The sequence below is a fragment of the Rhodococcus sp. JS3073 genome (genome assembly GCF_026810085.1).
Classification (GTDB): Bacteria; Actinomycetota; Actinomycetes; order Mycobacteriales; family Mycobacteriaceae; genus Rhodococcus_F; species Rhodococcus_F wratislaviensis.
On the sequence record NZ_CP113951.1, the window covers coordinates 881,264 to 901,920 of the forward strand.

The following is a 20,657-nucleotide window of genomic DNA, read 5'->3' on the forward strand; positions in this document are numbered from 1 at the left end:
CATAGCCACGACGCAGGCACTGGACCGACGATGCGTCAGGCATCGATCTTCAGGGGCAGGCGATCACAGTCATCGATCCGGGAGCCACCTCGGTGAAGCCGGCGTCGCGCACCGCGATCGCCCTGGCCCGCACCACCTCGATGGTCAGCTCTTCCCACAGTCCGACGTCGGCGTCCCGCACCGCGCAGCGGTAGCCGGTGGCCGCCCACGCGCGTGCCTGCTCGGTGGTCATCGCGCCCGCGAGCAGCATCGACGCGTGCCCGACCTGCGCCGCGGCCTTTCCTACCGTCATGTCCAGGGCGGAGTTGATCCACAGCACCGGAATCCCGTCCGGGATCTCCCCGGGATCGTCGTGGTCGAGATCGGTGCCGCCGATCTGCAATTTCCGGATGCGGGGATCGAGCGCGCCGACGGCGACGGGCACGAGTGCGCGGGCCTGCGCACCGTCGACGTCGACGGTGATCCCCTCGACCTCCTGCGCCGCACGCCACCCCGCTCCCCGCGCCCGCCGGGACACCTTGCGGATCCGGGACCCGATCCAGGCGAGGTAGTCCTCCTGCCACGGTCCGGGCGCGCCCGTCTCGTCGGGGCCGACACGGGGGTCGAGGCACAACGCCACCGCCGCGGTCGCGGCAGCTTCGAGCAGAGCACTACGCGGCGGGGGGTCGGCCTTCGGAATGTGCAGCACGATCGGCATGGCGAGAACCTGCGCCGGGTCGTCCGGATCCGGCCGGCCGCCGTATCCGGCCGCGAGGACGGCGTGACGCGCCGCCCACAGGGTGTCGTCACCGGTCTCCCCGGTGACCGCGTCCCGGCACGATTCCGTCACGACAGCGGGACTCGTCGCACCACGCCGTCCACCGCGTCCGCGGCCTCGACCTCGTCGCGGGTGACCCCGAGGATGAACAGCACCGCATCGAGGAAGGGGTGCGAGAGTGCGGTGTCCGCGACCTCCCGCAGAGCGGGCTTGGCGTTGAACGCGATTCCCAGGCCGGCGGCGTTGAGCATGTCGATGTCGTTGGCTCCGTCGCCGACCGCCACCGTCTGCTCCATCGGGACGCCGACCTGAGCGGCGAACTTGCGCAGTGCGGTCGCCTTCGCGGCCCGATCCACGATGTCGCCGATCACCCGGCCGGTGAGCTTGCCGTCCACGATCTCCAGCGTGTTGGCCTGCACGAAGTCCAGTTCCAGTTCGTGGGCCAGGCCCTCGATGACCTGCCGGAAACCGCCGGACACCACACCGCAGTGGAAGCCCAGCCTGCGCAGCGTACGGATGGTGGTGCGGGCGCCCGGTGTCAGTTCCAAGTTTTCCGCGACGTCGTCGATCACGGAGGCGTCGAGGCCGGCGAGGGTCGCGACCCGCTGGTGCAGGGATTCGGTGAAGTCGATCTCGCCGCGCATCGCCGATTCGGTGACGGCGCGCACCTCGTCCTCGACACCCGCGCGAGCGGCGAGCATCTCGATGACCTCGCCCTGGACGAGGGTCGAGTCGACGTCGAACACGATGAGCCGTTTGGCGCGCCGGGCCAATCCCCCGCGCTCGACCGCGATGTCGACGTTCTCGCGCACGGCCACTTCTGCCAGCACGGTGCGCAGACTCTTGTCCGCCTCCGCCGTGCCGGGAGCGCTCACGAGGAGTTCGAGGCCCGTCACCGGGTAGTCGGCGACACCGCGGATCGAGTCGATGTTGACCCCGAGCGTCGCCATCTCCCGCGCCACCGAACGCAGTGCGCGAGCCGACACCGGACTACCGAGGACGACCACCGCATGGGTGGACAGCGACTGCCTGCCGGGATCGGCACCGATCTCGACGTCCACCGACATCCCGACGGTGGCCATCGCCTCTTCGAGTTCCTCCTGCAGCGCTTCCCCGTTCTCGGGGCAGGCCACCAGGACACCGAGGGTCAGTCGCCCGCGGATCACCACCTGCTCCACGTCGAGAAGGCTCACGTCGTGACGGGAGAGCGACCCGAAGAGCACCGAGGTGACGCCGGGTCGGTCGGGGCCCGTCACGGTCACCAGAACAGTGGTGTCAGCTGCACCCACCGATGTACTCCGATCATGTTGCTCGCGCGGCTTGTCCGGCACCCATTGTGCCAAGTGAAAGGCCCCGCCCGGTGTGGGGGCGGGGCCTTTCCGAAACTGAGGTGTCAGCGGCCGGTGTCGGTTCCGGGGTCGCCTTCGTCGCCGACGGTCAGCGGCTCGTGGCGTTCCTTCTCGAGCACGGTGCTGGCGTGCTTGCCACCGTGGCCCGGTCCGACGTGCGCCTCGGCCTTCATCCGCTCGACCATGTGCGGGTAGTGCAGCTCGAACGCGGGGCGCTCGGAGCGGATGCGCGGCAGCTCGGTGAAGTTGTGCCGCGGCGGCGGGCAGCTGGTTGCCCACTCGAGCGAGTTGCCGTAACCCCACGGGTCGTCGACGGTCACGACCTCGCCGTACCGGTAGCTCTTGAAGACGTTCCAGATGAACGGCAGCGTCGACGCACCGAGGACGAACGCGAAGATCGTCGAGAACGAGTTCAGGAACGTGAAGCCGTCCGAGGGCAGGTAGTCGGCGTAGCGGCGCGGCATACCTTCGTTACCCAGCCAGTGCTGGACGAGGAACGTGCCGTGGAAGCCGATGAACGTCGTCCAGAAGTGCCACTTGCCGAGACGCTCGTCCATCATGCGTCCGGTCATCTTCGGGAACCAGAAGTAGATGCCGGCGTACGTGGCGAACACGACGGTGCCGAAGACCACGTAGTGGAAGTGGGCGACCACGAAGTAGGTGTCCGTGACGTGGAAGTCGAGCGGCGGGCTCGCGAGGATGACGCCGGACAGACCACCGAAGAGGAAGGTGATGAGGAAGCCGATGGAGAACAGCATCGGCGACTCGAACGTCAGCTGCCCCTTCCACATGGTTCCGATCCAGTTGAAGATCTTCACACCCGTCGGGACGGCGATCAGGAACGTCATGAACGAGAAGTATGGGAGCAGCACGGCGCCGGTGGCGTACATGTGGTGCGCCCACACCGCGATGGAGAGGGCTGCGATCGCGAGGGTCGCGTAGACCAGGCCGCTGTAACCGAAGACGGGCTTACGGCTGAAGACCGGGAAGATCTCCGAGACGATGCCGAAGAACGGCAGCGCGATGATGTACACCTCGGGGTGACCGAAGAACCAGAACAGGTGCTGCCACAGCAGCACACCACCGGTGGCCGGGTCGAAGATGTGGCCACCGAGGTGCCGGTCGACGAACAGGCCCATGAAAGCGGCGGTCAGCAACGGGAACGCCAGCAGAATCAGGATGCTGGTGATGAAGATGTTCCACGTGAAGATCGGCATGCGGAACATGGTCATGCCGGGGGCACGCAGGCAGATGACGGTGGTGATCATGTTGACACCACCGAGGATGGTGCCGAGGCCGGCGACCGCGAGGCCCATGACCCAGAGGTCGGCGCCGACGCCCGGGGAGTGCAGCGCACTCGTCAGGGGCGTGTAGGCGGTCCAGCCGAAGTCCGCGGCACCGCCGGGGGTGATGAAACCGGCGGTCGTGATGATCGCGCCGAACACGTACAGCCAGTAGCTGAACGCGTTGAGTCGCGGGAACGCCACGTCGGGGGCACCGATCTGCAGCGGCAGGATGTAGTTGGCGAACCCGAACACGATCGGCGTCGCGTACAGCAGCAGCATGATCGTGCCGTGCATCGTGAACAGCTGGTTGAACTGCTCGTTCGACAAGAACTGCATACCGGGCACAGCGAGCTCGGCGCGCATCATCAGGGCCATGAGACCACCGATGAGGAAGAACGCGATCGAGGTCGTCAAGTACATGATTCCGAGCACCTTGGGGTCGGTGGTCGTAATCATTTTGAAGATGAACGAGCCCTTGGGTCCCTGCCGCGGCGGGTAAGGCCTGGCTGCAGCTATCGCGGGGACTGGCTGGGGCGCTACGGCAGTCACTGATCCTCCTGAATGCGCGTCCGTCCCCGGGCTGCGAGGCGAACGGTCTCTGGCTTGCGCTCATCGAATCGTAGACCGTGCCCTGAGCGGCCTCCGACTGGGTCCTACCCACTGTCGTACTTACCCGGACTCAGAGCAAATTGTGACTCATGCGACCTGCGGTTTGTCCCACCGGGGAGTGCTCACTGTCACGCGGTCCGGCGTGTCGCACGCGACCGCTCGACACGGACCTACGGAGGCTCCGACACGCCGGAACCCCGGTGCTAAGGTTTCGCTCACCTAACTTCGATCAGGAGCTCCATGTGAACGTTCTTTCCCGACGCCGGGTAGTCGCCGGCGCGGTCGCACTAGCCGCTGCAGTCACCTTCTCGATCACGTCCTGCTCCAGCAGCGACGACTCCGCCGCCGAGTCCGGCACCACGTCGTCGACCGGGCATTTCCCCCGCACCGTCGACCACTTCCGCGGCAGCACCGAGATCCCGGCCGCACCGCTGCGCATCGTGGCACTCGACAACAGCTTCACCGACGCCGTCCTCCTCCTCGAGGCGCCACTCGTCGGGTACGTCGACTACCGCGAACCCGGCCTGCCCGACTACCTCGGCTCCTCGCGGGACGAGTTCGCGGCGGAAGCCGAGTCGGTGGGCAAGGTCAGCACCGCGAGCCTCGAACAGATCGCCGCGCTGCAACCCGACCTGATCATCTCCGCCGAGGTGCGCGACGGAAAGAACTACGAGCAACTGTCCGCGATCGCGCCGACCATCTTCACGGAGACGACCGGGCCCACGTGGAAGGACAACATCCGGCTCGTCGGCAAGGCACTGGGCAAGGAGGAACTCGCGGAGCAGAAGATCGGCGCCTACGAGGAGCGGGCCGCCGCCGTCGGCGCCGAGATCAACGACACGGCGTCGAATCCGGTGATCTCGGTCGTCCGGTTCGCGGGCGAGCCCACGGCACGCCTCTACCGCACCACCTCGTTCAGCGGAATCGTCCTCGCGGACGCCGGGCTCGCTCGTCCGCAGAGCCAGGGCCCCGATCCGGCCGATCCGGACAACATCATGCAAGCCATCAGCCCCGAGCTGATCAGCGAGGCGGAGGGCGACGCCATCTTCGTCAGCACCTGGCAGGACCCGGCGGGCAAGAGCGCCGAAGCGGCGAAGCCGTTCCTGGAGAGCCCGCTGTGGCAGACGCTGAAGGGACGCAAGGTCGACGTCGACGACGCCCGCTGGATGTCGCCGGTCAGCATCCAGGGCGCGCACCTCATCCTCGACGACCTGTCGGACACGTTCGGGGTGGACAAGCACAGCGGCTAACCTGAACGCGCCCGCACACACAGGAAGTCGCCGAATTGTCCCCTAGTAGGTTTTCCGCCCGCCGCGCGTCCACCGGTCTCGTCGCCGCCGTCGCTGTGCTCGCAGTCGCCGGCTGCTCTCAACCGTCCGACGACGATCCCGCAGCGTCCATCGTCCGGACGACCACGCAGATCGCCGGAGCGGGCGTGGTCGGCATCGAGCGGGACACCACGACCGCCTGCGCCGAGCCGGCCCCGGTCGACGCCGCACTCGCGGCCGGCTCGACCCACCGGGTGGTCCACACGAAGGGCGAGAGCGACGTTCCGTCCGATCCGCAGCGGATCGTGGTACTCGACAGCGCCGCGCTGGACGCGGTGTGCGCACTCGGTCTATGGAAGAACGTCGTCGGCGCGGCGACCGTCGACGGGGACTTGCCTCAACCCGGATACCTCGGCACGGGCGTCTCCGAGATCCCCAGCGTCGGATCCGTCGACGCCCCGGACCTGAACAAGATCGCGCAGGCGGACCCGGACCTGATCCTCGGATCGAGTCCGGCGTCCGACCAGCTGTACGGCGCGCTCTCCCCCATCGCGCCCACCGTGTTCGTCGGCTCCGACCCCGTGTACTGGAAGGCGCAGTTCCTCCTCGCGGGCAACGCCCTGGGCCGGGCCGGCGCGGCGACGGCCGCGCTCGAGCAATACCAGCAGGACGCCAAGCAGCTCGGCGTCGACATCGATGCCGCGCAGACACAGGCGTCCGTCGTCCGATTCGACGCCGACAGCATCGAGGTCGAGGGTCCGGCCACGTTCGCCGGCCAGGTCCTCACCGACGCCGGAGTGCGGCGGCCCGCCTATCAGAACCTCGACGGCGCAGTCACCGAACCGATCTCCGAGTCCGACATCGACCAGGCCGAGGGCGACCTCATCTACGCCGTCCTGGACGGCGAGGAGGGCACCGCGCACGCGGAGGACGTCATGTCCGGTGAGGCGTGGGAAGACCTCGAGGCGGCCGCCGACAAGCGGGTCTTCGCCGTGGAGGGTGACGTGTGGGGCGGAAACGGTGTCGTCGCCGCACGCGCGATGCTCACCGACCTCAGGAACACGCTGAACGGTTACGTCGGCTAGGAGGCCCGGTGCCCGTCCCCGAGTTCGTCACCGCCCTGCGCGGCCACGTCGGCACTGCGCCGCTGTGGCTGTCCGGGGTGAGCGTCGTGGTGCGCGACGCCGACGGCCGGGTGCTGCTGACCCGGCGCGTCGACAACGGCAAGTGGGCCGTCGTGTCCGGCATCCTCGAGCCCGGGGAGGAACCCGGACCCGCGGCGCTGCGTGAGGTGCGCGAGGAAACCGGCGTGGACGCGGAACTGGTCCGGATCACGAGCGTCGACGTCACCGATCCGATCACCTACCCCAACGGCGACGTCGCACAGTATCTCGACGTGTGCTTCCTGGCGCGGTACGTCGGCGGGGAGGCTGCCGTGTCGGACGACGAGAACCACGACGTCGCCTGGTTCTCCCCCGACGCTCTGCCGTCGGACCTCACCCCGTCGTCGCGACTGCGGCTCGACAAGGCGCTGCAGGACGAGCCCGAGGCATGGTTCCGCCGCTGAACGCAGTTCGCCCAATGTCACACCGGTGCAGTCGAACTGCACCGGTGTGACATTGGGCGAAAGGACTAGAAGTCCCAGTCCTCGTCTTCGGTGTTGACGGCCTTGCCGATGACGTAGGAGCTGCCCGAGCCGGAGAAGAAGTCGTGGTTCTCGTCCGCGTTCGGTGAGAGCGCCGACAGGATCGCCGGGTTGACGTCCGTCTCGTCCTTCGGGAACAGACCCTCGTAGCCGAGGTTCATCAGCGCCTTGTTGGCGTTGTACCGCAGGAACTTCTTGACGTCCTCGGTGAGGCCCACCTCGTCGTAGAGGTCCTGGGTGTAGTCGACCTCGTTGTCGTAGAGCTCGAAGAGCAACTCGAACGTGTAGTTCTTGAGGTCGTCGCGCTCGGCCTCGGTGAGCTGCTCGAGACCCTTCTGGTACTTGTAGCCGATGTAGTACCCGTGCACGGCCTCGTCACGGATGATGAGGCGGATGAGGTCGGCGGTGTTGGTGAGCTTCGCCCGCGACGACCAGTACATCGGCAGGTAGAAGCCCGAGTAGAACAGGAAGCTCTCCAGCAGGGTGGACGCCACCTTGCGCTTCAGCGGCTCGTCGCCCTGGTAGTAGTCCATGACGATCTCGGCCTTGCGCTGCAGGTTCGGGTTCTCCTCGGACCAGCGGAAGGCGTCGTCGATGTCGCGGGTGGAGCACAGCGTCGAGAAGATCGAGCTGTAGCTCTTGGCGTGCACCGACTCCATGAACGCGATGTTGGTGTACACCGCCTCTTCGTGCGGGGTGATGGCGTCGGGGATGAGGCTGACGGCGCCCACGGTGCCCTGAATGGTGTCGAGGAGCGTCAGCCCCGTGAACACCCGCATCGTGAGCTGCTTCTCCTGAGCCGTGAGCGTCCCCCACGACGGGATGTCGTTGGACACCGGCACCTTTTCGGGCAGCCAGAAGTTGCCGACGAGACGGTCCCACACCTCGGCGTCCTTCTCGTCCTGGACGCGGTTCCAGTTGATCGCGGATACGCGACTCACCAGCTTGACCATTGATTCCTCACTTCGTTCGACTGTGAGTACTTGTTAACCGCCGGCGGTTAACAAGTACTCACGGGCGGCGGAGCCGCCTACAGCATGCAGGAAACGCAACCTTCGACCTCGGTACCCTCCAGAGCCATCTGACGCAGCCGGATGTAGTACAGCGTCTTGATGCCCTTGCGCCACGCGTAGATCTGCGCCTTGTTGATGTCGCGGGTGGTGGCGGTGTCCTTGAAGAACAGCGTCAGCGACAGCCCCTGGTCGACGTGCTGCGTCGCCGCGGCGTAGGTGTCGACGATCTTTTCGTACCCGATCTCGTAGGCATCCTGGTAGTACTCCAGGTTGTCGTTGGTCAGGTAGGGCGCCGGGTAGTAGACGCGGCCGATCTTGCCTTCCTTGCGGATCTCGATCTTCGACGCCACCGGGTGGATGGAACTGGTGGAGTAGTTGATGTACGAGATCGACCCGGTGGGCGGGACGGCCTGCAGGTTCTGGTTGTAGATGCCGTACTTCTGCACGGACGCCTTCAGCTCGCGCCAGTCGTCCTGCGTCGGGATGTGCACACCGGACTCTGCGAACAGCTGCCGCACCCGCTCCGTCTTCGGCTCCCACACCTGATCGGTGTACTTGTCGAAGTACTCGCCGGACGCGTACTTGGACTGCGGGAATCCCTTGAAGTGGGTGCCCCGCTCGATGGCGATCCGGTTGGACGCCCGCACCGCGTGGAACACGACGGTGTAGAAGTAGATGTTCGTGAAGTCGATGCCCTCGTCGGAGCCGTAGAAGATCCGCTCACGGGCCAGATACCCGTGCAGGTTCATCTGCCCGAGGCCGATGGCGTGAGAGTCGTTGTTGCCCTGCTCGATCGACGGCACCGAGTAGATGTGCGTCTGATCGGACACCGCGGTGAGGGCGCGGATCGACACCTCGATGGTGCGCGCGAAGTCCGGCGAGTCCATGGTCTTCGCGATGTTCAGCGAGCCGAGGTTGCAGGAGATGTCCTTGCCGACCTCGCTGTACGAGAGGTCGTCGTTGAACAGCGACGGTGTCGAGACCTGCAGGATCTCCGAGCACAGGTTGGAGTGGGTGATCTTGCCCTCGATGGGGTTGGCCCGGTTCACCGTGTCCTCGAACATGATGTACGGGTAGCCCGACTCGAACTGCAGCTCGGCGATGGTCTGGAAGAACTCGCGCGCCTTGATCTTCGACTTGCGGATCCGCTTGTCGTCGACCATCTCGTAGTACTTCTCGGTGACGTTGACGTCCGCGAACGGGACACCGTAGATGCGCTCGACGTCGTACGGCGAGAACAGGTACATGTCCTCGTTCTTCTTCGCCAGCTCGAACGTGATGTCGGGGATGACCACACCCAGCGACAGCGTCTTGATGCGGATCTTCTCGTCGGCGTTCTCACGCTTGGTGTCGAGGAAGCGGTAGATGTCCGGGTGGTGCGCGTGCAGGTACACCGCGCCCGCGCCCTGACGCGCGCCGAGCTGGTTGGCGTACGAGAAGGAGTCCTCGAGCAGCTTCATGATCGGGATGACACCGGAGCTCTGGTTCTCGATCTTCTTGATCGGGGCGCCGTGCTCGCGAACATTGCTGAGCAGCAACGCAACTCCGCCGCCGCGCTTGGACAGCTGCAGGGCGGAGTTGATGGAGCGGCCGATCGACTCCATGTTGTCCTCGATGCGCAACAGGAAGCAGGACACGGGCTCGCCGCGCTGCTTCTTGCCGGAGTTGAGGAACGTGGGGGTGGCGGGCTGGAACCGGCCGGCGATGATCTCGTCGACGAGCTTGGTCGCCAGTTCCTCGTCGCCGGCGGCGAGCGTGAGCGCGACCATGCAGACGCGGTCCTCGAACCGCTCCAGGTAGCGCTTGCCGTCGAACGTCTTCAGCGTGTACGAGGTGTAGTACTTGAACGCGCCCAGGAACGTCGGGAAGCGGAACTTCTTGGCGTAGGCGTGGTCGATCAGCGACTTCACGAACGCACGTGAGTACTGGTCGAGGACCTCGGGCTCGTAGTAGTTCTCCTCCACGAGGTAGTCGAGCTTCTCGTCCAGGTTGTGGAAGAAGACGGTGTTCTGGTTGACGTGCTGCAGGAAGTACTGGCGGGCGGCGGCGACGTCCTTGTCGAACTGGATCTCACCGTTGGGGCCGTACAGGTTGAGCATTGCGTTGAGTGCGTGGTAATCGAGACCGTTCGTCGAGTCTCCACCGCGCGCGTCGCGCTCTACGCTCCCCGCGTCGATGGTGTCTGTGATGGTCGGCGCCACTTCTCGTGCTCCTCGTCGTCTAAGTGATCCCAGAATTCACCCAGACCGGCCCTGACCCGCTCGACGTCCTCGGCTGTGCCCATGAGTTCGAAGCGGTAGAGGTAGGGAACGTGGCATTTCTGAGAAATGATGTTTCCTGCAAAGCAATAGGATTCACCGAAATTGGTGTTTCCTGCCGCGATCACTGCTCGGATCAGCGACCTGTTGTGTGTGTTGTTGAGAAATCGGATGACCGGCTTCGGGACGTAACTGGTGTCGCGGCCCATGGCCGTCGTTCCCCCACCGTAGGTGGGGACGATCAGCACGTAGGGTTCGCGAACCTCGAAGGCGCCCTCGCGGTCGTGAATGGGTATGCGCGTCGCAGGCAGCCCGAGCCGCTGGACGAATCGGTGCGTGTTCTCCGAGGCGCTGGAGAAGTACACCAGCGATGTCATCGGTTTCCACCATCTGGACTAGTACTACCGTTTACTGCCGCCCGGGAATCGGATCGATCTCCGCCTCGGGCGGTGCGATCGCCTCGCTTCAAGCAGCGTTTGCCGAGAGGGTCTTGATGCGGTCGGGGCGGAAGCCCGACCAGTGCTCGTCACCGGCCACGATCACGGGCGCCTGCAGGTATCCCAGTGCCATGACGTAGTCCCGGGCCTCGGGGTCTTCGGTGATGTCGACGACGGAGTATTCGATACCCGCCTTGTCGAGGGCCCGGTAGGTGGCATTGCACTGAACGCAAGCGGGCTTGGTGTAGACGGTGATGCTCATGAAGTCCCTCTTTCCACTGCCGAATGGAGCTGACGAAGTGTGTGTTCAGCGCACTGAGACTTCCCCGGATCGAGATGGCGGTGACCCCCGATGGAGATGCTCACCGAGTCGGTTCTCGTTGTGGTCTCTCAGTGCTCAAGACACTACACCTAGTGGCCGACAGAAACACTCAACCCGAGATGTTGTGAGTCACATTGATGAAATTCCCAGGTCGTCATCCCGCCGACCATAAATTTCGTGCTCGCTCCGGCGTGTCGCACATCACATTTTCGGCGTGACGCGGAACACCCCTCGCATCGCGCTCGTGCACTGGAGGCTCCGGGAGCTTACGTCACCTCCGGAGACACGCCCGCATCCGCGGTGCGGGCCCCGGGAGAGCACCGTCCGGACCGGCCGGAGACGACTCCGCCGGACCGTGGTGACACCCTCCGGGCGCCGTACTCGCCACATCCGGAGACGCCACTCCCCGACCGCTCGCGGCCGGGCACACAAGGGCGTCGCGTACGACGCTCGCCCCACGCTTGCCCACCGGTAGCTGCCGGCCCGCCCGGTACCTTGAGCGCATGTCCGACGACTCCCTGGACCACCTCGACTGGTCGGCGCCCGTGGCGCGCACGAGGCGGGTGACGCCGAACATGCAGAGGATCACCCTCGCGGGTGGAGATCTCGGTCGATTCGCGTCCAGTGGGAGGCCGGACGAGCGCCTGCTCCTCGCCTTCCCACCGGACGGCGCGGAGAAGCGCAGCTACACCGTGCGCCGCTGGGACCCGGACGCACTGGAGATGGACATCGATTTCGCCGTCCACGCGGGCGGGACCGCAGCGCACTGGGCCGCGGACGCCCGCCCGGGCGAGACGCTCGGGTTCTCGACCGCCTCGGGGTGGTACGCGCCGCCGGCCGACGCCGCGTGGCAACTCCTCGTCGCCGACATGACGGCACTGCCCGCGGTCGGCCGGATCGTCGAGGAACTGCCCGGCTCGGCGCGGGCGCACGTGATCGCAGAGGTCACCACGCACGAGGACCGGCAGCAGTTCGCCACCGAGGCCGCGCTGACCGTGACGTGGCTGGACGGGAGCGGCAACGGCGCCGGGGCCAGTCTGCTCGCCGACGCGGCCCGCGACTGGCCGCGGCCGGATGCACCGGGATACGTGTGGTTCGCGGGCGAGGCGAAGGTGTCGCGGGCGGTGCGGCGCTGGTTGCGCCACGACCTGGGCTGGCATGCGGACTGCTACGACGTCATCGGTTATTGGCGCAACAACAAGGAGGAGTGGGTCGCGCGGTACGAGACGGTGCGCGAACAGATAGAAGCCGCCAGGGACTCTGCCCTGGCGGCTGGTGAAGACTTCGACTCGGTGCGCGACGCCGTCGACGCAGCCCTGGATCGGACCGGGCTGTAGCCGACGACGGCGCCGCGCGAGCGGATCGTCAGGCGTCGACGAGCTGCTTCGTGGCGTCGACGAGGCTGGCGACGACGCCGGCAACCTGCTGGGCGACCTCGGCGTTCTCGCGCGGGTGCCGGTCACCGAACTTGTCGATGGTGCCGCCGATCGCGAGGGTGACGTCCTCGAGGACCTTGCCGCCTGCGATGCGAACAGCCTTGCGGGTGTCCTCGTGCGCCCACTGTGCACCGTTGCCGCTGGGCGAGGCGCTGATGACGGCGACGGGCTTGTCCTTCACGGCACCGGTGCCGTACGGCCGGGAGATCCAGTCGATGGCGTTCTTGAGGACGGCGGGGATGGTGCCGTTGTACTCGGGCGTGAGGAGCAGGAGCGCGTCGGCGCGGCCTGCGGCGTCACGCAGCGCCTCGACGGCGGGGATGGAACCGGCGACGTCGATGTCCTCGTTGTAGAAGGGGACGTCTCCGAGTCCGTCGAACACGGTCACCTCGGCACCCTCGGGCGCCACGGCGACCGCGGTCTCGGCGAGCTGACGGTTGACCGAGGCGGCGCGCAGGCTGCCGACGAGAACGAGAACGTTGGTCTGTGACATGTCAATAATCCTTCGATGGTGCGTAGGGCGACTCGTGAACATGTATAGCAACTAAACGGACCGCGGTCCACTTATGTTCCCGTCGCGGTAGGATGCCAAGCGTGACCAGTCCCCTGCTGCCCCAGATCGGGGTCGACCCCCCGGAACGCGGAGACGCCGCACGTAATCGGCGTCTTCTGCTCGATGCGGCAGCACTGCTGGTCGCGGAGCGCGGCGTCGACGCCGTCACGATGGACGCGGTCGCCTGCAAGGCCGGTGTGGGTAAGGGCACAGTGTTCCGCCGGTTCGGCAGCCGGTCGGGCCTCATGCACGCACTCCTCGACCACACCGAACGGGAACTCCAGCAGTCCTTCATGTTCGGTCCACCACCGCTCGGGCCGGGCGGCGACCCGATCGACCGGCTGATCGCCTTCGGGCACGCCCGCATCGCGATCGTCGAGGTGCAGGGCGAGGTCCAGCGCGCGGCCGAGAACTCCCTCGAGTTCCGGTTCGCCGCACCCGCCCGGGCAGTGTCCGTGCGCCACGTCGTGTCCCTGCTCCGCGCGGCCGGGGTGCAGGGCGACCACGAACTGCTCGCCTGTTCCCTCCTCGCCCCCCTCGAGGCGACGCTCGTTCTGCACGAATTGCGCGACCTCGGAATGTCCGTCGAACGGCTCGGCGCCGCCTGGGAGGACCTGATCCGGCGCGTCACCCGATGTTGATCCCGGATCCGGACAATGTGTCTAACCTCGGGGAATGCGCACCACCGCCGCCGTTCTCGGCCTCCTGACATTCGCCTCGCTCACCGCCTGCGGCGGGGATGAGCAGACCACGCCCCCCGATCCGTCGGGCCGCACCTTCGTCTCCACCTCCGTCGAGGGCGATCCCATTCCCGGCGGTGGGCCGCTCGTACTCGGGTTCACCGACACCGGACGCCTCTCCGTCGAGGCCGGGTGCAATCAGGGCAGCGCCGACGTCGACCTGTCCGAGGGCAAGGTCGTGGCGGGACCACTCGCGATGACGCTGATGGCATGTCCGGGAGAGGCGGCCGGCGCGGACGCCTGGGTGGCGGCACTGCTGGATGCGCAACCGAACTGGACCCTCGGCGGCGACACACTCACCCTCACCACCCCCACCGGGTCGGTGACGCTGACGGACGAGAAGGTCGCCCGGCCGGATCGGCCCGTCGTCGGGACCACCTGGACGGTCACCGCGCTGATCAGTCCGGACGCGGTCACGACGACCGCGGCGCTGGAGAGGACGGCACCCCAGTTGCTGATCGCCGGCGACGGTTCGGCGTCCGGCTTCACCGGCTGCAACCGCATGACCGGGACCGCGGACGTGCAGCAGAGTTCGATCCTGTTCGGCCCCTGGGCCACCACCCGGATGGCGTGCCCCCCGGACGTCTCCGAGGTCGAGCGTGCCGTGCTCGCGGCGTTGACCGGGGAGACGGGCTACAGCGTCCATTCGGACTCGCTGCGGCTGGTCAACAGCGACGGGGTCGGGCTGACACTGCGGGCGAGCTAGAGAGCCGCGAGCCAGCGCCCGAGTTCCCGGGCGCTCGCATCGATCCGGGCGGGCCAGTCCAGTGCCGAGTCATCGGCCGTGTCGCTGACGTGCTTGACCAGCCGGCACCGGGCGCCGCCGCGAGCGCTGGCATAGGCGACGGCGAAGCCCTCCATGTCGACGAGGTCGGCTCTGCGGGCGAGTACGTCGCGTACGCCGGCGTCGGACACGAACAGGTCGCCGGTCGCGAGCACGGAACCGTCACCGTCCGGCAGGGCGAGGAGATCGGCCACCTCGTGCCCGAGCGCCCGGATGGCATCGCCACTGATGTCGTGGTTGAGGACGGTCGACGGCGTGAACAGGCCGCTGTGATGCTCGTGCAGCGCGCCGGCGGTACCGATGTTGACGACGAGCGGTTTGTCCGTTCGCGGGTAGTCGGCGAGTGCGGACGCCACGGCGACGGCGGCGCTCACCTTTCCGATCCCGGTGATCAGGACCTCGAACTCGGACGGGACGTGCACCGCCTCCGCCTTGGTCGCGCTGACCACCAGAACGTCCGATCTACTCATGCGCGGAACCGTACCCTGCGTTCGTCAGGGGCACTCGCTAGAGTTCTGGCATGGCGAATCTACGTGCGCAGATCCTCGAGGAACTCGGTGCCCAGCCCACCATCGATGCGGCTGACGAGATCCGCAAACGTGTTCAGTTCCTGAAGGACTACCTGCTGTCGACCCCGGCCAAGGGTTTCGTCCTGGGTATCAGCGGCGGTCAGGACAGCACCCTCACCGGCCGCCTCGCCCAGCTTGCGGCGAGCGAGCTCCGCGACGAGGGCCACGACGCCGAGTTCGTCGCCGTGCGACTGCCCTACGGCACCCAGGCCGACGAGTCCGACGCGCAGATCTCCCTCGACTTCATCAAGCCCGACCGGTCGGTGGTCGTCAACGTGAAGCCCGGAGCGGACGCCACCGCGAAGGAGTCGTCCGAGGCGCTGCGCGACATCATCGGCGACGGCGGCGAACTCCGCGACTTCGTCCGAGGGAACATCAAGGCCCGCGAACGGATGGTGATCCAGTACTCGATCGCCGGCCAGCTCGGGTATCTCGTCGTCGGCACCGATCACGCCGCCGAGGCGATCACCGGTTTCTTCACCAAGTTCGGCGACGGCGGCGTGGACGTCACCCCGTTGACCGGATTGTCCAAGCGTCAGGGCGCCGCGCTCCTGCGCGAACTCGGCGCACCCGAGAGCACGTGGAAGAAGGTTCCGACTGCCGACCTGGAGGATGATCGGCCCGCCCTCCCCGACGAGGAAGCGCTGGGAGTCACATACGCCCAGATCGACGACTACCTCGAAGGCAAGGACGTGCCGGACGCCGTCGGGCAGAAGCTGGAGACGATGTTCCTGAATACCCGCCACAAGCGCACGGTCCCGGTGACCCCGCTCGACACCTGGTGGCGGTGACCCGATGGTCCAGGCGCTGGTCGCGGGCGGTACCGGCACGGCAGGCCGGCAGGTGGTCAAGGAATTCCTCGCGCGCGGTCACTCCGTCCGGGTCCTGACCCGGCACGGCGGTGCGCCGGGCAGCGAGATCGCCCATTTCCACGGTGATCTCGTCACCGGTGACGGCCTCGCCGAGGCACTCGACGGTGTCGACGTCCTGGTGGACACCACCGACGGCAAGACCCGGGGAACTCGGGCCGTGCTCGAGAAGGGCGCCGAGAACCTGCTCGCCACCGCGGACGGTGCGGGCGTCGGACGCGCCGTCCTGCTGTCCATCGTCAACGTCGACCAGGCCGAGTTCCCTTATTACCAGGCGAAGCGGAAGCAGGAACGGGTCTACGAGGGTGCTGCGATGGCGACGACGATCGTGCGGGCGACCCAGTTCCACGACTTCATTCCCATGATCGCGAAGCCCGCGAGCCGGGCCGGGTTGATCCCCGCCTTCTCCAAGACGAATTTCCAGACCATCGACACCAGGGATCTCGCGACCGCGCTGGTCGACGCCGCCCTGGCCGCGGAACCGGCGCCGGAGGGACCGATCACCATCGGTGGACCGGAGGTGCGCACCGCCCGCGATATGACGACGGCGTGGAAGAAAGCCACCGGAACGCACGGATTCGTGGTGAACGTGCCCCTTCCCGGCGCGTTGGGTCGGTTCTTTCGGGACGGATCGAACCTGGTGCCCGACAATCGGTTCGGAACGATCACGTTCGACCGGTGGCTGGCCGACTCCGCGAACGCGGGCCGCTAGCCGCCGGCGAACGGCGGCAGCACGTCCACCTGCGCACCGGCGGTGCGGGTCAGATCGCGCGTCAATTCGGAGTCCACGAGGAACGCGGAGACCGACAGCACCTGCTGCATGTCGGGACCGTACTTGGCCAGGAGAAGCGCCTTCACCTGGCCGAGATCCGCGCCGGCCGGGAGGTCGAGAGTTTCCTTGGTGCAGCCCGCCGCGTCGGCGGCGGCTGCGAAGTACCGCACGGAAATGCCCGTCACGTCATCCACCGATTGCTCCCATGCTGCGTTGCGGCGGCGCGAAGCCGTCCGCGTTGATTCCGTGGCCCGCCCACTTGTTCCACATCGCGCCGCGCCATAACTGCGCCAGCTCCTCGTCGCCCGCACCCGACCGCAGGGCCGCCCGCAGGTCGATCTCCTGGTCGCTGAACAGGCACGACCGTACCGTTCCCTCCGCCGTGAGACGGGTGCGGTCGCAGTCCGAGCAGAACGAGCGGGTGACGGACGCGATGATCCCGACCGTGGCCGGTCCACCGTCGACGAGCCACTCCTCGGCGGGCGCGGACGGATCTTCCCTCCCGTGTTCGGTGAGGGTGAACCGCTCGCCGAGGACGGCCAGCAACCGGTCGGCGGCGACCATGTTCTCGCGTGCCCACTCGTGGTCCGCGTCGAGCGGCATCTCCTCGATGAACCGCAGCGCGACGCCCTCGCTCAGGCACCACTCCAGGAGATCGGCCGCTCCACTGAGAGTTTCGGGCATCAGCACCGCATTGATCTTCAGCGGCGCCAGTCCGGCGCGGGCGGCGGCGCGGATACCGGCGATCACCGACGGCAGACGGTCGCGCCGCGTCAGTCTCGCGAAGTGCTCACGATCGACCGAATCGAGGGAGACGTTGACCCGCGTCAGTCCGGCGCGGGCGAGCCCGGCCGCGCGGTGCTCGAGCCCGACCGCGTTGGTGGTCATCGCGAGCGGAACACCCGGCGCGCGCTCGGCGCACCCGGCGATCATCTGCTCGAGATCCACCCGCATCAGCGGTTCACCCCCGGTGAACCGCACCTCGCGCACACCGAGCCGGTGGACGGCGATGTCGACGAGCCGGACGATCTCGTTCGCGGTGAGGAGGTTCTCCGCGGGAATGGCAGGCAGACCTTCCTCTGGCATGCAGTACGTGCAGCGCAGCGAGCATTTTTCGGTGATGGACACCCGCAGGTCCCGCGCGACCCGGCCGAACCGGTCGACCAGCTGGTCGACGTCGGGCCTCCCCTCGAGCGAGACCGACGGCCGGACGGTCGGGATTCCCATCGCTACCGCCGTCATCGAGTTGCCTTTCCCTGCATCTGTCCAGTATGCCGCGAGGGGGTGACCGTTGTCCGGCGCGGGGCATGCGTCGCTCCGCTGGAGAGGTGCCTAGGATTGGTGACCATGGCCGGAGGAACATCGTGACCGCACGCTCTGTGGAGCAGCACGCCCAGCACGTCGCCGAACTCCTCGCGACGCTCCACGAGCGGCCGGCCGAGCAGATTCCGCTGGGCGAGGCACTCGGGCGCGCCCTCGCCGCCGACGTCCACTCCCCCGTCGACCTGCCGTTGTTCCGGAATTCGCAGATGGACGGATACGCGGTCGACGCCGCATCCGTCGCATCGGTCCCGGCCCTGCTGCCGGTGCGGGGTGTGATCGCCGCGGGACCGGCCGTCGCCACCACCCACACACCCGGGACCGCCTACCGGATCATGACCGGCGCGCCGATCCCCGACGGTGCCGACGCCGTCGTCCCGGTGGAGGACACTGAGGCCACGGACGGGCAGGTCCGCATCGAACGCTCGCGCACGGCGGGCGAATTCGTGCGCGAGCGCGGCAGCGACGTCCGCGAGGGCACGCTCCTGCTGCCCGCAGGCAGTGTTCTCGCCGCCCGGCACATCGCCGTCCTCGCCGCCGTCGGACTGCAGCGCGTCCCGGTGCGTCCCCGTCCCCGCGTCGCCGTGATCACCACGGGGGCCGAACTGGTGGATGCCGGAACTGCGCTGCACCCCGGGGAGATATACGACTCCAACGGAATCGCTCTCGCGTCGAGCGCCCGGGCCAACGGCGCCGAGGTCGTCTCGATCACCCGCAGCGGCGACGACCCGGCCGAGTTCCGCACCCTGCTCGCGGAAGCGACCACCACTGCCGATCTCGTCCTCACCTCCGGCGGGGTGTCGATGGGCGACTTCGAGGTGGTCAAAGAGACGCTCACGCCGCTCGGCGCACAGTTCGGTCACGTCGCGATGCAACCGGGCGGCCCGCAGGGCACCGCCGTCGTGGACGGCACGCCCGTCCTCAACTTTCCCGGGAACCCGGTGAGCACCCTCGTCTCGTTCGAGGTGTTCGCGCGTCCCGAGATCCGGCGCGCAGCCGGGCTCCCCCCGACGGAATCCGAGGAACTGCCGCTCGCCGCAGCCGTCACCTCCATTCCCGGCAAGCGGCAGTTCCTCCGCGCACGCCGCACAGACGCCGGAGTCGAACTCGTATCCGGCCCCGGTTCCCATCTCGTCGCCGCGATGGCATGGGCGGACGTCCTCCTCGACGTTCCCGCCGACGTCACCGCGCTCGACGCCGGCCAACTCGTGAAGGTGATCCCCCTATGACCGACCTGACGCACCTCGACAGTGAGGGCCGCGCCCGCATGGTCGACGTGAGCGCGAAAGCGGACACGACCCGAATCGCGGTGGCCGCGGGGCAATTGGTCACCACAGCCGCGGTGATCGAACTCGTCCGGGCCGACGATCTGCCGAAGGCGGACGTTCTCGCGACGGCCAGGATCGCCGGGATCTCGGGGGCGAAGAAGACGTCCGAGCTGATTCCGCTGTGCCATCAGCTTGCGTTGTCCTCGGTGAAGCTGGAGTTCGGGTTCACCGAGGATGCCATCACCATCGAGGCCACGGCGAAGACGAAGGGCCCCACCGGCGTCGAGATGGAGGCCCTCACCGCCGTGGCGGTGGCCGGATTGACGTTGCACGACATGGTGAAAGCCGTCGACCCCGCCGCGACACTGGACGGCGTCCGGCTGCTCACCAAGGACGGCGGCAAACGCGGACACTGGACGCGTGAGCAGCAGAGCACCGGAACCCCCACGGTGACACCGCGATCCGCGGCCGTCCTGGTCGCCTCCACCGGTGGCGCGAGGGGCACCCGGGAAGACACGACCGGCCCGGTGATCGCGGCATGGCTCGAGGAGCGTGGCTTCACCACCCGGGGTCCGCTGGTCTACGCGGACGCCGACATCGCGGCCGGCCTCGCTGACGCATTGTCCGGCAATCCTGCGCTGATCATCAGTACCGGCGGCACGGGCGTCTCCCCCACCGACGCCACGCCGGAGGCCACCCGTGCGGTGCTCGACCGGGAACTACCCGGTGTGGCCGACGCCATCCGGAACCGCGGGACGGAGGTGACGCCGCACGCCTCGCTGAGCCGCGGACTCGCCGGTGTGGCGAACGGCACAGTCGTCGTGAATCTCCCCGGCTCGCCGGGTGGCGTCAAGGACGGATTATCTGTTCTCGATCCCCTCGTCGACCACCTTCTCGCCCAGGTCGCCGGCGGAGGTGCGCACGATGCCTGACATCCTCGCCCAGATCTCGGATCAGCCCCTCGATCCCGCCGTCGTCGACGCGGCCGTGGCCGGTCCCGAGCACGGCGCCGTCGTGGTGTTCACCGGAGTCGTCCGCAATCACGATGGCGGACAATCCGTTTCGGCCCTCGAGTACCAATCGCATCCCGACGCCGAGCGCTTCCTCCGCACCGTCTGCGAGGAGGTCGCGGCCTCCTCCGGACTTCCCGTGGCGGCCATCCACCGGGTCGGATCCCTCACCGTCGGCGACCTCGCGGTGGTCGCCGCGGTCGCCGCACCCCACCGTGCCGAGGCATTCGCCGCGTGCGCCGAACTGGTCGAGCGGATCAAGCACGAGGTACCCATCTGGAAGCGGCAGAAGTTCGCCGACGGGGCCTCGGAATGGGTGGGTCTGTGACTCCTCGGTCGGACCGTTCGGCCGCCACCGGGTACAGTGGCCATCACTAGGTGACCACGACGGT

General features: G+C 67.5%; 22 protein-coding genes. 11 read left to right on the plus strand and 11 right to left on the minus strand.

The features are described 5' to 3' along the window. Positions 1 to 49: 49 nt before the first annotated feature. The 3 genes from OYT95_RS04250 to ctaD form a co-directional block, all read right to left on the minus strand. Positions 50 to 829: an aminoacyl-tRNA hydrolase gene (locus tag OYT95_RS04250; RefSeq protein ID WP_268790855.1), complete on the minus strand. Its 780-nt coding sequence runs from the start codon at positions 827 to 829 to the stop codon at positions 50 to 52. After that, positions 826 to 2,046, minus strand: a complete 1,221-nt coding sequence (gene serB, locus OYT95_RS04255) for a phosphoserine phosphatase SerB (protein WP_005240300.1) — start codon at positions 2,044 to 2,046, stop codon at positions 826 to 828. The genes OYT95_RS04250 and serB overlap by 4 nt, the downstream gene beginning before the upstream one ends. Positions 2,047 to 2,150: 104 nt before the next feature. Further along, positions 2,151 to 3,941 carry an aa3-type cytochrome oxidase subunit I gene (gene ctaD, locus OYT95_RS04260; protein ID WP_005240299.1) on the minus strand — a complete coding sequence of 597 codons (1,791 nt, stop codon included), beginning with the start codon at positions 3,939 to 3,941 and terminating at the stop codon, positions 2,151 to 2,153. Between the two features lie 302 nt (positions 3,942 to 4,243). Between ctaD and OYT95_RS04265 the strand changes: the two genes are divergently transcribed. From OYT95_RS04265 to OYT95_RS04275, 3 genes are read left to right on the plus strand one after another with little or no spacing between them, the layout of a single operon-like run. Continuing rightward, the gene (locus OYT95_RS04265) at positions 4,244 to 5,251 is read left to right on the plus strand and encodes an ABC transporter substrate-binding protein (protein WP_268790856.1); all 1,008 of its coding nucleotides are present in this window, start codon (positions 4,244 to 4,246) and stop codon (positions 5,249 to 5,251) included. Between the two features lie 35 nt (positions 5,252 to 5,286). Beyond that, positions 5,287 to 6,354, plus strand: a complete 1,068-nt coding sequence (locus OYT95_RS04270; protein WP_268790858.1) for an iron-siderophore ABC transporter substrate-binding protein — start codon at positions 5,287 to 5,289, stop codon at positions 6,352 to 6,354. An 8-nt stretch (positions 6,355 to 6,362) separates the two neighbouring features. Continuing rightward, a complete protein-coding gene (locus OYT95_RS04275) occupies positions 6,363 to 6,836 on the plus strand; it encodes an NUDIX hydrolase (protein WP_037245364.1) in 474 nt (157 codons plus the stop codon). Positions 6,837 to 6,901: 65 nt separating this feature from the next. Here OYT95_RS04275 and nrdF read toward each other — a convergent pair whose 3' ends face one another. The 4 genes from nrdF to OYT95_RS04295 form a co-directional block, all read right to left on the minus strand. After that, the gene (gene nrdF / locus OYT95_RS04280) at positions 6,902 to 7,867 is read right to left on the minus strand and encodes a class 1b ribonucleoside-diphosphate reductase subunit beta (RefSeq protein WP_015890191.1); all 966 of its coding nucleotides are present in this window, start codon (positions 7,865 to 7,867) and stop codon (positions 6,902 to 6,904) included. A gap of 77 nt (positions 7,868 to 7,944) precedes the next feature. Further along, on the minus strand, positions 7,945 to 10,128 hold the full coding sequence (gene nrdE, locus OYT95_RS04285; protein ID WP_005240290.1) for a class 1b ribonucleoside-diphosphate reductase subunit alpha: 2,184 nt from the start codon (positions 10,126 to 10,128) through the stop codon (positions 7,945 to 7,947). Next, complete coding sequence (nrdI, locus tag OYT95_RS04290) at positions 10,086 to 10,562, minus strand: class Ib ribonucleoside-diphosphate reductase assembly flavoprotein NrdI (protein ID WP_005240288.1); 477 nt, start codon at positions 10,560 to 10,562, stop codon at positions 10,086 to 10,088. Before nrdI ends, nrdE begins: the two co-directional genes overlap by 43 nt. 88 nt (positions 10,563 to 10,650) lie before the next feature. After that, positions 10,651 to 10,884, minus strand: coding sequence for a redoxin NrdH (locus OYT95_RS04295; RefSeq protein ID WP_005240286.1), 234 nt, complete (start codon positions 10,882 to 10,884; stop codon positions 10,651 to 10,653). Between the two features lie 563 nt (positions 10,885 to 11,447). On the opposite strand from OYT95_RS04295, the gene OYT95_RS04300 reads away from it, so the two are divergent. Beyond that, positions 11,448 to 12,281: a siderophore-interacting protein gene (locus OYT95_RS04300; protein ID WP_268790859.1), complete on the plus strand. Its 834-nt coding sequence runs from the start codon at positions 11,448 to 11,450 to the stop codon at positions 12,279 to 12,281. A 28-nt stretch (positions 12,282 to 12,309) separates the two neighbouring features. On the opposite strand, the gene OYT95_RS04305 is transcribed toward OYT95_RS04300, so the two are convergent. Beyond that, positions 12,310 to 12,873 carry an NAD(P)H-dependent oxidoreductase gene (locus tag OYT95_RS04305; protein WP_037245358.1) on the minus strand — a complete coding sequence of 188 codons (564 nt, stop codon included), beginning with the start codon at positions 12,871 to 12,873 and terminating at the stop codon, positions 12,310 to 12,312. A 101-nt stretch (positions 12,874 to 12,974) separates the two neighbouring features. Here OYT95_RS04305 and OYT95_RS04310 point away from each other — a divergent pair, with 101 nt between their 5' ends. Together OYT95_RS04310 and OYT95_RS04315 are read left to right on the plus strand one after the other, a co-directional pair. Further along, positions 12,975 to 13,574, plus strand: coding sequence for a TetR/AcrR family transcriptional regulator (locus OYT95_RS04310; RefSeq protein WP_128638983.1), 600 nt, complete (start codon positions 12,975 to 12,977; stop codon positions 13,572 to 13,574). A 34-nt stretch (positions 13,575 to 13,608) separates the two neighbouring features. Next, the gene (locus OYT95_RS04315; protein WP_112299425.1) at positions 13,609 to 14,379 is read left to right on the plus strand and encodes an META domain-containing protein; all 771 of its coding nucleotides are present in this window, start codon (positions 13,609 to 13,611) and stop codon (positions 14,377 to 14,379) included. Here OYT95_RS04315 and OYT95_RS04320 read toward each other — a convergent pair. Further along, positions 14,376 to 14,927, minus strand: a complete 552-nt coding sequence (locus OYT95_RS04320; RefSeq protein ID WP_037245347.1) for a nucleosidase — start codon at positions 14,925 to 14,927, stop codon at positions 14,376 to 14,378. The genes OYT95_RS04315 and OYT95_RS04320 overlap by 4 nt on opposite strands. Before the next feature lie 50 nt (positions 14,928 to 14,977). Between OYT95_RS04320 and nadE the strand changes: the two genes are divergently transcribed. After that, entirely contained in the window at positions 14,978 to 15,817 is an 840-nt protein-coding gene (gene nadE, locus OYT95_RS04325) for an ammonia-dependent NAD(+) synthetase (protein WP_037245345.1), read from the plus strand. A 4-nt stretch (positions 15,818 to 15,821) separates the two neighbouring features. Next, positions 15,822 to 16,607 carry an SDR family oxidoreductase gene (locus OYT95_RS04330; protein ID WP_268790860.1) on the plus strand — a complete coding sequence of 262 codons (786 nt, stop codon included), beginning with the start codon at positions 15,822 to 15,824 and terminating at the stop codon, positions 16,605 to 16,607. Here the strand turns inward: OYT95_RS04330 and OYT95_RS04335 are convergent. Both OYT95_RS04335 and moaA read right to left on the minus strand, forming a co-directional pair. Next, on the minus strand, positions 16,604 to 16,861 hold the full coding sequence (locus OYT95_RS04335) for a MoaD/ThiS family protein (RefSeq protein WP_037245341.1): 258 nt from the start codon (positions 16,859 to 16,861) through the stop codon (positions 16,604 to 16,606). The two genes, OYT95_RS04330 and OYT95_RS04335, sit on opposite strands and share 4 nt — an antisense overlap. Next, positions 16,854 to 17,909, minus strand: coding sequence for a GTP 3',8-cyclase MoaA (gene moaA, locus OYT95_RS04340; protein WP_112299428.1), 1,056 nt, complete (start codon positions 17,907 to 17,909; stop codon positions 16,854 to 16,856). The genes OYT95_RS04335 and moaA overlap by 8 nt, the downstream gene beginning before the upstream one ends. Before the next feature lie 122 nt (positions 17,910 to 18,031). Between moaA and OYT95_RS04345 the strand changes: the two genes are divergently transcribed. From OYT95_RS04345 to OYT95_RS04355, 3 genes are read left to right on the plus strand one after another with little or no spacing between them, the layout of a single operon-like run. Next, positions 18,032 to 19,216, plus strand: a complete 1,185-nt coding sequence (locus tag OYT95_RS04345) for a molybdopterin molybdotransferase MoeA (RefSeq protein ID WP_268790862.1) — start codon at positions 18,032 to 18,034, stop codon at positions 19,214 to 19,216. Next, positions 19,213 to 20,187 (plus strand): bifunctional molybdenum cofactor biosynthesis protein MoaC/MoaB, encoded by a 975-nt coding sequence (gene moaCB, locus OYT95_RS04350; protein WP_268790863.1) that lies wholly within the window; start codon positions 19,213 to 19,215, stop codon positions 20,185 to 20,187. Before OYT95_RS04345 ends, moaCB begins: the two co-directional genes overlap by 4 nt. Further along, entirely contained in the window at positions 20,180 to 20,593 is a 414-nt protein-coding gene (locus OYT95_RS04355) for a molybdenum cofactor biosynthesis protein MoaE (protein WP_037245328.1), read from the plus strand. Before moaCB ends, OYT95_RS04355 begins: the two co-directional genes overlap by 8 nt. Positions 20,594 to 20,657: the final 64 nt, after the last annotated feature.